12 protein-coding genes are annotated in these 13,764 nt (G+C 65.0%); 5 read left to right on the forward strand and 7 right to left on the reverse strand.

Annotated features, from left to right (window positions below; genetic code table 11):
• A partial coding sequence (locus tag AS96_RS10660; protein WP_442921705.1) for a transposase occupies positions 1–566 on the forward strand: 566 nt, incomplete at its 5' end.
• Between the two features lie 133 nt (positions 567–699).
• On the opposite strand, the gene AS96_RS15040 is transcribed toward AS96_RS10660, so the two are convergent.
• The 6 genes from AS96_RS15040 to AS96_RS10685 all read right to left on the reverse strand — a co-directional run bounded on the left by AS96_RS15040 (position 700) and on the right by AS96_RS10685 (position 8,564).
• Positions 700–1,866: a polysaccharide pyruvyl transferase family protein gene (locus AS96_RS15040; protein WP_197017298.1), complete on the reverse strand. Its 1,167-nt coding sequence runs from the start codon at positions 1,864–1,866 to the stop codon at positions 700–702.
• 13 nt (positions 1,867–1,879) lie between these two features.
• Positions 1,880–3,157, reverse strand: coding sequence for an oligosaccharide repeat unit polymerase (locus AS96_RS10670; protein ID WP_197017299.1), 1,278 nt, complete (start codon positions 3,155–3,157; stop codon positions 1,880–1,882).
• A 94-nt stretch (positions 3,158–3,251) separates the two neighbouring features.
• The gene (locus AS96_RS15045) at positions 3,252–4,403 is read right to left on the reverse strand and encodes a glycosyltransferase (protein WP_155947561.1); all 1,152 of its coding nucleotides are present in this window, start codon (positions 4,401–4,403) and stop codon (positions 3,252–3,254) included.
• Complete coding sequence (locus AS96_RS15050) at positions 4,400–5,893, reverse strand: lipopolysaccharide biosynthesis protein (RefSeq protein WP_081768046.1); 1,494 nt, start codon at positions 5,891–5,893, stop codon at positions 4,400–4,402. The genes AS96_RS15045 and AS96_RS15050 overlap by 4 nt, the downstream gene beginning before the upstream one ends.
• A gap of 56 nt (positions 5,894–5,949) precedes the next feature.
• Positions 5,950–7,527, reverse strand: a complete 1,578-nt coding sequence (locus AS96_RS10680; protein ID WP_081768047.1) for a sugar transferase — start codon at positions 7,525–7,527, stop codon at positions 5,950–5,952.
• 179 nt (positions 7,528–7,706) lie between these two features.
• Positions 7,707–8,564 carry a CPBP family intramembrane glutamic endopeptidase gene (locus AS96_RS10685; protein ID WP_231477231.1) on the reverse strand — a complete coding sequence of 286 codons (858 nt, stop codon included), beginning with the start codon at positions 8,562–8,564 and terminating at the stop codon, positions 7,707–7,709.
• Positions 8,565–8,634: 70 nt separating this feature from the next.
• Between AS96_RS10685 and AS96_RS10690 the strand changes: the two genes are divergently transcribed.
• The 4 genes from AS96_RS10690 to AS96_RS10705 all read left to right on the forward strand — a co-directional run bounded on the left by AS96_RS10690 (position 8,635) and on the right by AS96_RS10705 (position 13,362).
• Positions 8,635–9,234, forward strand: coding sequence for an arsenate reductase/protein-tyrosine-phosphatase family protein (locus tag AS96_RS10690; protein WP_036289522.1), 600 nt, complete (start codon positions 8,635–8,637; stop codon positions 9,232–9,234).
• A gap of 52 nt (positions 9,235–9,286) precedes the next feature.
• Positions 9,287–10,696, forward strand: coding sequence for an HNH endonuclease (locus AS96_RS10695; RefSeq protein WP_036289525.1), 1,410 nt, complete (start codon positions 9,287–9,289; stop codon positions 10,694–10,696).
• Between the two features lie 209 nt (positions 10,697–10,905).
• Entirely contained in the window at positions 10,906–12,423 is a 1,518-nt protein-coding gene (locus AS96_RS10700) for a polysaccharide biosynthesis tyrosine autokinase (RefSeq protein ID WP_036289527.1), read from the forward strand.
• Positions 12,424–12,426: 3 nt separating this feature from the next.
• Positions 12,427–13,362, forward strand: a complete 936-nt coding sequence (locus AS96_RS10705; RefSeq protein WP_036289529.1) for a hypothetical protein — start codon at positions 12,427–12,429, stop codon at positions 13,360–13,362.
• 11 nt (positions 13,363–13,373) lie between these two features.
• On the opposite strand, the gene AS96_RS10710 is transcribed toward AS96_RS10705, so the two are convergent.
• Entirely contained in the window at positions 13,374–13,754 is a 381-nt protein-coding gene (locus tag AS96_RS10710) for a response regulator transcription factor (protein WP_231477232.1), read from the reverse strand.
• Positions 13,755–13,764: the final 10 nt, after the last annotated feature.

Raw genomic sequence — 13,764 nt, forward strand, 5'->3', positions numbered from 1 at the left:
CGCATGCTCCTCGCCGCCGGCGGCCTCACCCCATGACCCCCACCGGATGTCCGAAGAGCCGGATGTCCGAAGAGCCGGACAACCTCGGCCACCGCGGCCACGCCGGTGACCCGCTCTACGGTGTCCGCCGCACCCTTCACACCGGCGCGAGCTTGCTCACCGAGAAGCAGACCGCACGCCTCGACGCGGTGTTCGCCGCCGAGGAGCACATCGAGGTCGAAGCGACCTGGGGCATCTACCAGCGCATCGTCGCGGCCTACCGCGAACCCGACAAGAACAAGGCCAAGGAGATGATGCGCGCAGTGATCGACGCCGTCAGCAGCGGCGTCCCCGCCGCTCTCACCGAGATCCGCCGACTCGGGCGGACCTTGAAGCAGCGCGCAGCCGACGTGCTCGCGTTCTTCGACCGCCCCGGCACCTCGAACGGACCCACCGAGGCAATCAACGGGCGCCTCGAACACCTCCGCGGATCGGCCCTGGGCTTCCGCAACCTGACTCACTACATCGCGCGGTCGCTGCTCGAAGCCGGCGGCTTCAGACCACTCCTACACCCTCGATTGCGATGAGCCCTCAATGACCCCGCCGCACCGACTACAAGCCCCTCACGCGCCCGCCGACATGGCGGCGGCATGCTCTACAACAACCGTCAACAACGGTCCGTGAAGCGGATCGTCGGAGAATCGATGGAAGGAGCGCTTGCTAGCCGGCATCCTCGCAAGTCAGATAACGTCGGCCGACTTCACCGACGCGCGTAGCCAACTCATCATTCACCGTTCTGCGCAATTGCTCCGTAGTCTCGGCGCCCTCCTCGAAAGCCCTTCGTAGGGCTGAAGCAAACCGGACGCCCGCGCCGTCCGACTTGAGGTCGACTTCAAGATGCTCCATGTGGAGGTAGCGGCAGACCTCGGTCATCTTGTTCTCGTAGCTCCAGGACACAAACGGGCGGAAGTTCTTCGCGGCCAGGACGACCGAATGATAACGTCCGCCGACGATGACACGGCTGGTTGCGATTGCGAAATCATACGTCTCGTACGAAGTGACATCGTCGCGAATCGACACCCTTGAGGAGTCGACGCCGAAGCGAGAGAGTGCAGCACAGAACTCAGCATTAAAGGCACGCTCCGTGGCCGACCGCAGATGCGGGAGAATCTGAACCCGTAGGTCATTCTCGGTCACAAACGCCGAAAGCACGGCCGCCAGATCATTGAGGATGATTCTGTTGACGCCATTCTCCTTGAAACCCGGGTGCCAGGAGTCAAGTTCCGATGGGATGACCGAGATGAGGCGCTCATCGACGGCGATCTCCACGGCCGGCAGAGCGAAGGCGGTGTCGGGACCCGTCTCGCAGGAGAGACCCATGGACTCGACGTAATGGGCGGATGCGATTTCACGCACGAACAGGTCCGAGTGGCGCAAAACATACGCCGATAGCCGGTCGAATAATCTGCTTCCACTACGCCCAATAGTGTTCCAGTGAAAGACCGGACGTGCACCTTCACGCACTGCCATCAACAACCGAAAAAGGAACTGCCAGTCTCTATAGATTCCGATGTTTGCTCCAGAAGGCGCAACAAAAACTACGTCGGCCTCCCGGATCAACTCAACGAGCTTCCCCGCCGGACCGCGCGCACGAAGCGATCGTGGCGAAACGGACCAGGCTATGAGACCCCATAGACCTATGTCTTTCAACCTCACTCCGTTTGGAGCCACCGAACGCCGGTCGCCGTATGGTTCTCCCTGCGGACCGTTGTACACCACCTCCACCCGATCAACGCAAGGATAGCTATCCACTATTCTCATGATGCCATCCCCCGCAGCATCATCACCAAAGTTCTCTGTGTGCTGATTGAGAATCAAGACCTTCACTGAATATCCAATCCTAATAGTAATTCGCGGACAGTGCGGCGACCGCCACTGGCTGCGAGGGACGGGTCGCAGACTCCAATAAAGCCGCGAAGAGCGGAAACAGCAGCACCCAGTATGTGAATGCATTCACGTAGGCGAAGAAGCTGGTCGCCAGACCAAGGGACACTACACACCACAGGAAGATCGAGGCAAAAGAACCCTGCGAGAGCATCCGGTAATAGGAAGCGTGCGCAATCAATGCCAATCCTAGAACCGCGAAGGGCCACAGTGTCCCGAAGTCAGAGTAGAGATAGGCGATGACGTTATTCGCGGTATATCCGTGAATAGATGTCCCGAGACCAGTCGGAACTTCCTGAAACAGAGCAGTAAGGGGCGACAAGGTGAAGTTCCCCGCGGAAGTGACGTCGAATCCGCGCTCCATAACGGTTGTCAAATTGCGCTGGCTTTGACCGATATAGCGAAGTATTTCGGTCGCCTGGAGAATAACAGGATCTCCGCCGTAGAGGCCAGTATTGATGAAGTACATCTGCTGATCAGACGCTCCACCACGATAGAGGGAGACCAACACAAACACACCGAGGACAGCGAGTACAAGCAACAATACCTTGCGGATATTCTTACGACTGAGCTCGTGCACACTGGCGAACGCGACGACTGCGAGAATCAGTGTCACGACGGCAACGAAGCGCTGGGCGGTTAGCAATTGAAGCACGATATAGACGATTGAAAGGATCACTTGACGACCTGAAGCGCGTCTCGAAGCAGCGTACACGGCAATCGAGATGCTGCCCAACGAAGAGAGAATCGGGTATCCAACGAAGTGCGCAGCTGCCTTCCGATCCTCCCCCTCGGCGGCAAAGAGCGCGATTCGCCCTTCAAGGAGCAGATTGAGCGCAATCGCGCCGATCGAAATCACAAGCAGGACTGATGCTGCTCTCGCCAAACGCTTTTGATGGTCCACATCACCGAAAAAAGTCTTGGATGACGTCGGCTGATATCTATGCAATCCGAAGAGGACGCCGCCGGCAGAGAAGGCAATGCCAAAAATCGCGCAAACAGCGATCTGCTCAGAACTCATCTCATCCATCAGCGGCACCGCGAACGCCGTTGATGGGATCAAGATCATCCATACGGCGACGTAGAGGGTCAAAGGGGTCAATAGATGACCCGAAACGCGGACGACGTGTCGAAAGATGACTACTCCGGCGCCGACAGAGAGCATCGCGTAAGGCATTGCGATGCTCTCCCCCGACCCCGCTAGGCTCGCCAGCAACACGATAATCAGGTTCACGGCAATAACCGCCAAGTACGCCGGCAGAACCGAAGATCCACTCCCGACCCGGGAATCGCGAGAAGTGGACGGGCTGATGTGTGTTGTCACAAACCTAGGCGCTTGCACGTACAACCTCCATCCAGAACCTCTGAGCTTCTTCGAAGTCGAACCGGTCGACCCACTCTTGACGAGCTTCCCTGCTGGCGTCTACCCACAGCCCCGAGTTGCGCGCGAGCGCAACCACGCGTTCCTCCCACCCCACGACATCACCGTCCGCAACGAGCCAGCCGCCCACCCCATCTCGCACCACTCGCGAATTATGGCCCACTTGCGACGCAATCACCGGAAGCCCGGCAGCCATGTACTGGATGAGCTTGAAGGCTCCTTTACCGCGAGCGAACTTCGACGGGAGTAGGGGCATGACACCCACGTGCGATGACATCGCGATATCCACCGCAGTACTGCGGGCCCATCGCACGTTGTCTACGTTTAGGTGCTGCACGTCCACTGGAGACAATGGAAGGTTGCATACGACGCGAAGCACAACCCGCTTTCCCAGTTCCGAGCGAATGCGCTGCGCGGCACGATCAAGCTGCGGCAATATTGACTCAAGATCGCGCAGTCCCGATGATGACCCGATCCACACGATCCGCAGCTCAGTTTCTAACGCCCTGATGCGATCCTTCTCAGCCCCCTCGACTAAGCGCCGCGAGAAGTCGCCATCAGTTGTGTTCAGAATCTGCACGCGCCCGTGTGGTCGCGGCAATGTCCTCAAGAGTTCTTCATGGGTCACGACGACGTAGTTCGCGGACCGAGACAATAGTCGCGCCTCTCCAGCGGAAATTTCACCGGAGGCGCTCAGATCGTCATCCAGATCCCAGACTACCGTTCCTGCCCTTCGAAGAGTGGCAGAGTAGATCACCTGAAAAAGGGGATTAAATAGCTTCGGGAGCACGCTTCGAAGCACGATTACGACGTCGCGCCTGATCAACGCATCCCAGGATAGAAGAACCACACCTCGGAATGAAACGACACATATGTAGCACAATTTGGCAATCAACGGGTAAAGGGTTCCGCTTCGACCGACTGCATCGTACCGACTACGCCAGATGAACCCAGGGGCAAGAACTCTCAGCCTGACTTTGACATTGGGGCTCGTCATGCGAGATACGTACTGCAGGATCCTATAATGCGCCGAACTCGACTCGGGGCCGTCCTTGATGTAGATGACCACGGTCTGGTTACGTTCTTTCGACGTCTTCAATCCTTCTCCTCTCCATGCTTACGGCGCAACAGGCGCTGGACCACGGCGGCTCGCTCATCAGCGTCGAGCGAGAGCCTCCAGGCAAGAGCGAAATAGACTGTTAGCCATGCGACTGTTATTCCGAGCACGGTGAGGAGATCGAGGGAAAAAAAGAACCTAAAAACAAGAAATAATGCGATAGGGGCGGCTGCTACAGCATACGGTCGAAGTATAGATTGAACCAGATACTCCTGCCATCGCACATTTATGATCCGAACAGCGATGCTGATGTAGACCGGCTCGAGAACCATGACTGGCAAACTTAAAGCGAGGGCGACGCCTCCGATGCCGAAAATGGGTGCCAGCAAAGGGGCGAGCGCGATTCCTACGACTGCCCAAGTGGCGTGGAGGATTGCATAGGCTCTGACACGACCCATCCCAATCAGTATCGGTGTGGCAATGACATGATTGTTGTTCGCGAGCATTGATAAGATTAGGATCTGTGCCGCGACATAGCCGGCAGCCAAATCGGATCCGACCCAAATCTCCAGCAGTTCGTGGGCCAATACTACAACGGGTGCCAGAATGCCAATCATTGCCGCGTTCGCGAGCCGAGTACCGTTAATTAGTAGACGACCGTTCGCTGAATGATTCCCGCTTGCGCTGTGAACGGTGGCTGTCGGAAGCAGGGCCGTGGTGATCGAGTTCGCAGCCTCTCGGACAAGAAGGAATGCCCTGTTCGCGGCGCTGTACACTGCAGCTGCCCCCAGCGGGAGGAGTAGCGCACTCAAGACCGTGCCGGCTTGCAGAATGACGGCTGCAGCCAGCGTCAGAACGAGTAGATCAGCGCTGAAGCGCAGGAGTTCCTTTAGAACGGACCAGCGAAAGCTAGCTCGCTTAGCGTTCGTTTCAGGACAGAGCCTTCGGCGAAGAGCCCATACTGCAATCGTCCCGGCAGTGGCAGCGATGAGGTCAATCAGCGCCACAGCGACAACGTCGCGCCACCATATGAGAATGATTACGGTGCCTGCCACTCTGATGACAGCCTGTGCGACTTGGACCGCATTGGCGGCGTCCAGACGCCCCACACCGGCCAGTATCTGTCGATGGGAGAGCGATCCCATTGACACTGACACAGTCAACACTCCGAGAGCCCCGAGGGCAGCGACGTTTACCTCTGGACCGGCATCGACGCCTGGCAGCACAAAGACGAACACCAATGCAACAACCGCGGACACCACTATCGACAGCGAGAGGAAGAAGTAGGAGCTGGCAGTTGAAACCTGGCGTAGGCGAACACGACTGCCAACGGTCTTCGCTTCGGCAACGAATCTGGTCGTCGCCGAAGCGACGCCCAGATCTTGCGCAAAGAGAATGCTGATCGACGAGACCAAAGCGTACATACCGTAGGCCGGAAGTCCGACGCTTGGTGCAACGATCGGCACCAGAACGAAGGTGCTCAGCACGACTGCAAAGCGCGCTAGATATGTCGTGACGAGGTTCCGCAGCATCAAGCTGGCGTGTTCTCTGAAGTCTCCGCGTTAGGGAGGGCGAGATGGGTAGTCATTTAATGCGCTGACTCCCCTGGGGCAATGACCGCCCGCGCCGTCTTGACAAGGATCGCCAGGTCACTGACCAGCGACCAGTTCTCAACGTAGTAGAGGTCGAGGCGCACGGCATCCTCCCAATCGAGGCTCGAACGGCCGCTCACCTGCCAGAGGCCGGTGAGGCCGGGGCGGGCCAGCAGACGCCGGCGCGCGGCATCCGTGTAGAGAGCCACCTCCGCCGCGATCTGCGGACGAGGGCCCACCAGGCTCATCGAGCCGCCGAGCACGTTGAAAAGCTGCGGCAGCTCGTCGAGCGAGTACTTGCGGATGAACTTGCCCACCGGAGTGATCCGCGGGTCGTCCTTGATCTTGAACAGCGGCTTCTCGCTCGTGCCCTGCGCCTCAAGAAGCGCCTTCAGTTCCTTATCGGCGCCGACGCGCATCGAACGGAACTTGAGCATCTTGAACGGCTCACCGTTGCGACCGATGCGCTCCTGCTTATAAAGAAGAGGACCGACGCTCGTCCACGACACCGCGATCGTCACGATCAGCAGCACCGGCGACAGCAGCACGATGAAGATCGTGGCGGCGATGATGTCGAAGGTCCGCTTGACGAAGAGCTGGCCGCGCGTGAACCGCGGGGTCTCCACATGAATCAGCGGCAAACCGGCGACAGGGCGCGTGTGCAGACGCGGGCCGGCGATGTCGATGATGCTCGGCGCGAGCACCAGGTGCTGGCGCCCCGCCTCGAGGCCCCAGGAGATCTCCTTGACCTTGTCGGCCGGAAGCTCATCGGTGCTGGTGATCGCGACGGTGTCGGCGTTGACCGCCTGCATCGCCGACGCCACCGCGTTGACACTGCCCATCACCGGCACGTTGGTGCCCTCGATGACGTCGGCGATCTTGCCGTGCGGCACGCAGGCCCCGACCACGACGTACCCCGAGCGCGGCGAGCGCTGCAGTTCTCGGGCGATCTGAGCCACGGACGACTCCGACCCCACCAGCAGAAGCCGTGCCGACCACTGCCCCGTCCGACGCTTCGACAGCAGCCACTGCCGCCAGAGCCAGCGCGTCCAGAGGAGCACGGCGACACCGACCGGCAGGCTGAGCAGCAGGAAGCCGCGGGCGACATCGATGCGCGTCAGGAACGCGACGATCGCGATCACACCGAACAAGCGGAAGCTCGAGACGGCGATGCGCACGTACTCGCTCGTGCCGATGCCGATGACGCGGTAGCTGCGGGAGTCGCTCCACGACAGCGCCCCCATCCACAGCACGATGAGGAGAACGGAGAACGCCCAATAGGAGAAGTCGGTGATGCGGACGTCGTCGCGCATGGCGACCTGCGCATTGCCGAAGCCGAACCACGCGATCTGAGCGCCGAACACGGCCCAGGTCAGCACGAGGAAGTCGCTGACGACGAGCCGGCGCTGAAAGCGGCGACGCCAATCGTTGAAGGGTGGGGCAGCGGGACGCATGGTGCTGGTGGCCTGAGTCGACGCACCGGCCGGAGCAGTGATCAAGCCGCTGTCCGCGCGGGGTGCTGTCGAGTCGTGAGGCGACTCCGTCGTCGCATCGACCTGAATATCGGTCGACACTTCGGCTTCCTCCTATATCTCGGTTTCGGCCCCCCGGCTGTCGGGAGATTATCAGCCGAATGTGTCAGGTGTGTGACGCGTGACGGTCTGATGACTCCCGGTGACACCCGAGCCTATGAGCACGATGAGAGGGCTCTCATCATCCTTTTGGTGAAAACTTGGTGTCGCGTGCGGAATCGTCAGCCGAGCGACGGCGCCGCGGGCGCGACGGCACCCAGCGTTCCGACCACGACGAGCACCAGATACGTCACGTTGTAGACCACGTGCGTCAACACCGCGCCCCAGATGCGGCCCGTGAGCAGCACCACCAGCGCACACGTGCCCCCCACCGCGAAGAGTTGGATGCCGTCGACCAGCGTCAACGCCCCCGCCGTCGCGTGCAACAGCACGAACCCGCCCGCCGACACGAGCGCCGCCGTCACCCCGGCCGCCACCCCACCCACGCTCCGCCGCAGCAACTGATACACCGCGATGAGAACGACCGTGCGGAAGAAGAACTCCTCGACCAGCGGCGCGACCAGCCCCGCCGGAATCGCCTCCGTCAGCCACCACCCCGAGGGCAGGCCGCCGTCGAGCGCCATCGCGGAGGGGAAGGCCGCGGCATCCGCACCGCTCACCCAGCCCTGCATCAGTCGCAGGCCGAGCCCCAGCCCGACGCCCCACAGCACATCGATCGGCCGAAACCTCAGCAGCCCGGCCGGCCGCGACCGCGCGAACGCGAATGCGACGGCGCCACCGAGCCCGAGCCACAGCACCACGGTCGAGGCGGTGGCGGCCCACGGCGCCGCGATGCGGCTCACGGCGCCGCCGCCGACGACGCCGAGCCCCACACCGATGAGCGCCGCCGACAGGACGGAGAGGTCCCACCGGCGCACCGCCGTACCGCCCAGACGCCAGTCGGTGCGCTTGCGACGACGGCGCCCGGGCGTCGCGGTCTCGCCCGACGCCTCCGACGCGCCGCGCCCACTCGGCGAGCGGCGTGCAGGCGTCGACGCCTGGAGGGCGGACGAACCGGGGTCGCTAAGCTGATCGGGCACGTGGCCAAACTACCGGTCACGCGGCGAGCCACACACTCCCTCCCCCGCTCTATCGACACCGGAAGTCACCGTGCTCGAGATCCTCACCGTGTGCACCGGCAACATCTGCCGCTCCCCCCTGGCCGCGCAGCTGCTGGCCACCCGCCTCGCCGATCTTCCGGTGCGCGTCTCCAGCGCCGGCGCTCGCGCGCGCGACGGGATGCCGATGACTCCCGAAGCCGCTGACCTCGCCCTCACCCGCGGCGTCGACCCGGCGCTCGTGGCGGCCCACGGCGCCCGCTACCTCACCCCGGTGCACGTGCGCACCGCCGATCTCGTGCTCGCCATGGCGCGCGACCACCGCCGCGAGGTCGTCGAGCTCGACCCCTCGCGCATGCGACAGGCCTTCACGGCGCGCGAGTTCGCCCGCCTCGTCGCCGATCTGAGCGACGACGACCTGCGCACGGCCGCAGCGACCGCCGGGGAGGGCGCACCTCCGCGGGAGCGCTTCGCCGCCGCGCTGGGCGCGATCGCCGGGCGCCGCGGGATCACGCTGCCCCCGACATCCCCCGAGGACGACGACGTCATCGACCCCTACGGCCGCTCGGCGGCCACGTACGAACGCTCCGCGGTCGAGCTCGAGCCGGGGCTCGTCGCCGTCGAACGCGTCGTGCGGATCGCCTTCGGCTGACCCCTGTGGACAACTCCAACGAGTGTCGTAGGTATGTTCTAATGTCGAAGTCATGGAGAACAGGCTCGATGGCATCGCCGCAGCGCTCGACGCGCTCGCGGCGGCGGGCGGTGCACAGGCGCCGGCCGCGCTGTCACCGAGCGCGCTCGTCGAGGTGAATCGCGCTTTCGGCGTGCTCATGCGCCAGGTCGACGCCGCGTTCGCGCCCGTCGCAGCCGAGATCTCCCGTCAGTCGCGGCCGCAGCTCGGGGGCGACTCCCTCGCCAAGAAGCAGGGCTTCCGCTCCCCCGTCGCGCTGATCCAAGCCACCACCGGCGCGAGCGTGGGCGAAGCGATCAGACTCGTGCAGGTGGGCGAGAGCACGGCGCCGCGCACCGGTATCAGCGGCGAGTCGCGACCCGCCGCGCACCCGCACGTGGCGGCGGCTGTGGCGGCGGGCGCTCTGTCGATGACGGCGGCGTCGGCGATCATCACTCTGCTCGACAAGCTGTCGCTCCGCGTCGATTCCGCGCGCAGGGATGCCGCCGAGCGTGACCTCTGCCAGCGGGCACCCGGGCTGCGGGCCGACGAGATGACCCGGCTGCTGGCGCACGCGGAGGCCGAACTCGACCCCGACGGGCTCGCCGCCGCGCACGAGGAGCATCGGTCGGCCCGCGCGCTGCGGATGCAGGAGCGAGACGGCATGCTCCACCTCACCGGGGTATTCGACGTGGCCACCGCCGCGCCGATCAAGACGGTGCTCGACGCGATGGTCACCCGCGTGCTGCAGAACAACGAGCACGCCCCGCGGCGCGAGCACGGGCACGAGCACGAGCACGAGCACGGCGACGCGCGGGGCGGTGACCGCGTCGAAGGTGCCGCGCGCGATGACATCCGCGATGAGCGCACGCTGCCGCAGATGCGGGCCGACGCGCTGCACGAACTGTGTGCGCACGCTCTCGGGTGCGAACAGGTGCCCACCGCGGCGACGACCACGGTCGTCGTGCGCATGACGCTCGACCAGCTCGAGTCGGGATGCGGTGTCGCGAGCATCGATGGTTTCGACGCATCGCTGCCCACCCAGGAGGTGCGTCGACTCGCTGCCGACTTGCAGGTCATTCCGTGCGTCCTCGGCGGCGACAGCGACATTCTCGACTGGGGCCGCGCGCGCCGCCTGTTCTCTCCCGCCCAGAAGCTCGCCCTCGCCGAACGAGACGGCGGCTGCGCGTTCTGCGGCGCACCGCCGGCATGGACCCACGGCCACCACATCGCCTGGTGGAACAGGGATGCCGGGCCCACCGACCTCGACAACGGCGTGCTGCTGTGCACCGGCTGCCACCATCGCATCCACAGCGACGGGTGGGAGATCCGTGTCGACGGCGTCGGCGTGACGGCGCGGGTGTGGTTCATTCCGCCGCCGTGGATCGATGCCGACCGCACGCCCCGCATCGGAGGGAGCGCCCGCTACGCGCTGAAGTGCTGAGCCGCTGAACTGCTGAGCCGCTGAGCGATGTGGGGTGATGATGACGGATTCACACGGCGGCACCGACGGCGACGACGACCTGTGCAGGCTGCACACGCACGTGTTGCCGCCCGGACACCGGCCCGAAACATCCGCTATGGCAGACTGAGTCCGATCGTCCCGGCCTTGCAACCCCCCTCCTGGCTGGCAGCGCGTCTTCGAGAGGCACCATGGAGCTCAGCGACTACATCCGCATCCTCCGCAAGAACTGGCTCGTGATCGTCGTGCTGACCCTGCTGGGACTCGGCGCGGCAGCGGGCTACTCCCTCACGAGGACCCCGATCTACGAGTCCGCGAGCACGGTCTTCGTCTCCACGCAGTCGGGCAACACGGCCCAGGAGCTGCAGCAGGGATCGTCGTTCGCCCAGGCGCGCATCAACACCTACGTGGGACTCACCACGACGCCCGTCGTGCTGAACCCCGTGATCGCCGACCTCGGCCTCGCCCGCACCGCCGAAGATCTCGCGAAAGACGTCAAGGCGTCGGCCGCTCTCAACTCCACGCTCATCACCATCACGGTCTCCGACCCCGACGCCGTGCAGGCGGCCAAGATCGCCAACGCGATCGCGGCGAGCCTCGCCTCCGCGGTGCCGCAGCTCGAGCCCGAGAGCAACAGCGGGGCCAGCGCCATCCGCCTCAGCCGCGTCAGCGACGCGCAGCCGGCGCTGAAGCCGTCGAGCCCCAACGTGCCGCTGAACCTCGCCCTCGGTGTTCTCGTCGGCCTGGCCCTCGGCATCGGCGTCGCGGTGCTGCGCACCACCCTCGACAACCGGGTGCGCACGCCCCGCGAGGCCGAGCAGATCACCGGCTCGCCCGGCATCGGCGCGATCGCCTACGACACCAAAGCCAAGGAGCGCCCGCTCATCGTCCACGCCGATCCGCTCAGCCCTCGGGCCGAGTCGTTCCGGGCGCTGCGCACCAACCTGCAGTTCCTCGACATGGGCGGCCGATCCAGCTTCGTCATCACCAGCTCGATCCCCAGCGAGGGCAAGTCGACCACGACGATCAACCTCGCCATCGCCCTCGCCGACGCCGGCAAGCGCGTCGCCCTGCTCGACACCGACCTTCGCAAGCCCAAGGTCGCCGAATACCTCGGCATGGAGGGCGGCGCCGGTCTCACCGACGTGCTCATCGGTCGCGCCAAGGTCGGCGAGGTCATGCTCCCCTGGGGCGGGCGCAGCCTCTACGTGCTGCCCGCCGGCAAGATCCCGCCGAACCCCAGCGAGCTGCTCGGCTCCCGCCAGATGAACACGCTGCTCGAGATGCTCGAGAAGGACTTCGACGTCGTGCTCTGCGACGCACCGCCCCTGCTGCCCGTCACCGACGCCGCCATCCTCGCGCGCGTCACCAGCGGCGCACTGCTGATCATCTCGGCCGGCCGCACGACCAAGCACCAGCTCCAGGGGGCCACCGAGGCTCTCAACACCGTCGGCGCCAAACTCGCCGGCTTCGTGATGTCGATGGTTCCCACCCGCGGGCCCGACTCGTACTACTCCGCCTACGGGTACGGCTACGGATACGGGTACGGCTACCGCGAGACCCCGGCCAAGACCTCCAAGGCCGAGCGCAAGGGGGCCAAGCGCCGCGGACGCACCACGCCGCTGGCCAGCGTGCCCGCCGCCCCCACGCTCGACGAGCTCGGGTTCGACTCCCGCCGCGACGCGCGTGAGGCCGACAGGGAGAGCTGAGTCGTGCCCCGCCCGCGCAGCTTCGCCAAGAGCCGCGGCGGCGCGACGCTCATCGCGATCGGACTGATCGCGCTCACCGTCGCGGCCGTCGGGCTCAGCGTCGCCGCGCTCCGGCAGGTCCGCGGCCCCGGCGGCGTCGACGCCACCGTCGGACCGGCGCCCACCTTCACCTACGCCGTCCGCACCCCGACAGCGACGGCGACACCCACGGCATCCGCGTCCCCCACCCCTGCCGGCGCGCCCGGTGCGGCCGAGCGGTTCCTGTCCGTCGGCGCCGACGCGATGTGGCGCGCCACCGCGGGAGCGTGCGGCGGCGCGGCGCCCGTCGTCGAACGCTCCGACGACAACGGCGCCACGTGGCAGAGCGTCACCCCCACGGCGAAGGGCGCCGTCCAGGTGCTCAGCCTCACCTCGTTCGGTGGACGCAACGCCACCGCCGTCAGCGCACTCGGCGCGAACTGCACCCTGAACACGCTGCGCACCTACACCGACGGCCGGTTCTGGGAGCCCTATCCCGACATCTTCGCCGTCGACACCTACGTGCTGCCCGGCGAGCGCGCCGTCATCGTCGACGGCACGCGCATCGCCGCCCCCTGCGCGACACCCTGGGGCCTGCGCTCGGCCGGCAGCACCACCGCGATCGTCTGCGACGACGCCGCCTACCGCTTGGACGGGCAGAACTGGACGCGTCTCGCTCAGGCGGCACGCGCCGTCGCCGTGAGCGCAGACACCGTCTACATCGCGCAGACGGATGCCGCGTGCAGCGGCATCCGCATCACCGCCCACTCGAGCGACGCGACCGGAGCGAGCGATCTCGGATGCACGACGCTCGACGCCGCCGATGCCGCCGGGCCGCTCGCACTGGACGCGAGCAGCGGCGCATCGGGCACCGTGCTCAGCCTCTGGGCGGGTTCACGCCTCATCGACATCGCCGGCTGAGCCGGCCGCAGTCACGAGGCGAGCAGCTCGGCGACGCGGCGACGCAGCTCGCGCGGCGCGAAGGGTTTGACGACGTAGTCGTCAGCACCCGCTCCGCGCGCCGCATCGATGTCGGACGGCGCCGATTTGGCCGTGAGCATGATGATGCGGGTGGCATCGAACGACGAATCCTGCCGCAGCGTGCGACAGACCTCGATGCCCGTCATCCCCGGCATCATCCAATCGAGAACGATGGGATCGGGGTGCACTGCCGATGCCGCGGCGATTCCGCGCTCGCCGTCGGCGGCGACGGTGACCTCATGACCGGCGATGCTCAAGACCGTGCGCACCAGTTCGGCGACGTCGGCGTCGTCATCGACAACGAGCACGTTCGCCATGGGTGCGTCCTCCACCGACTCAGCC

The organism is Microbacterium sp. MRS-1, from assembly GCF_000585455.1.
GTDB classification, from domain to species: domain Bacteria; phylum Actinomycetota; class Actinomycetes; order Actinomycetales; family Microbacteriaceae; genus Microbacterium; species Microbacterium laevaniformans.

Coding starts and splice junctions, on each gene's coding strand:
- AS96_RS15050 (WP_081768046.1), bottom strand. CDS start 5,893: ATGCTGCGGAACCTCGTCACGACATATCTAGCGCGCTTTGCAGTCGTG.
- AS96_RS10695 (WP_036289525.1), top strand. CDS start 9,287: ATGGAGAACAGGCTCGATGGCATCGCCGCAGCGCTCGACGCGCTCGCG.
- AS96_RS10700 (WP_036289527.1), top strand. CDS start 10,906: ATGGAGCTCAGCGACTACATCCGCATCCTCCGCAAGAACTGGCTCGTG.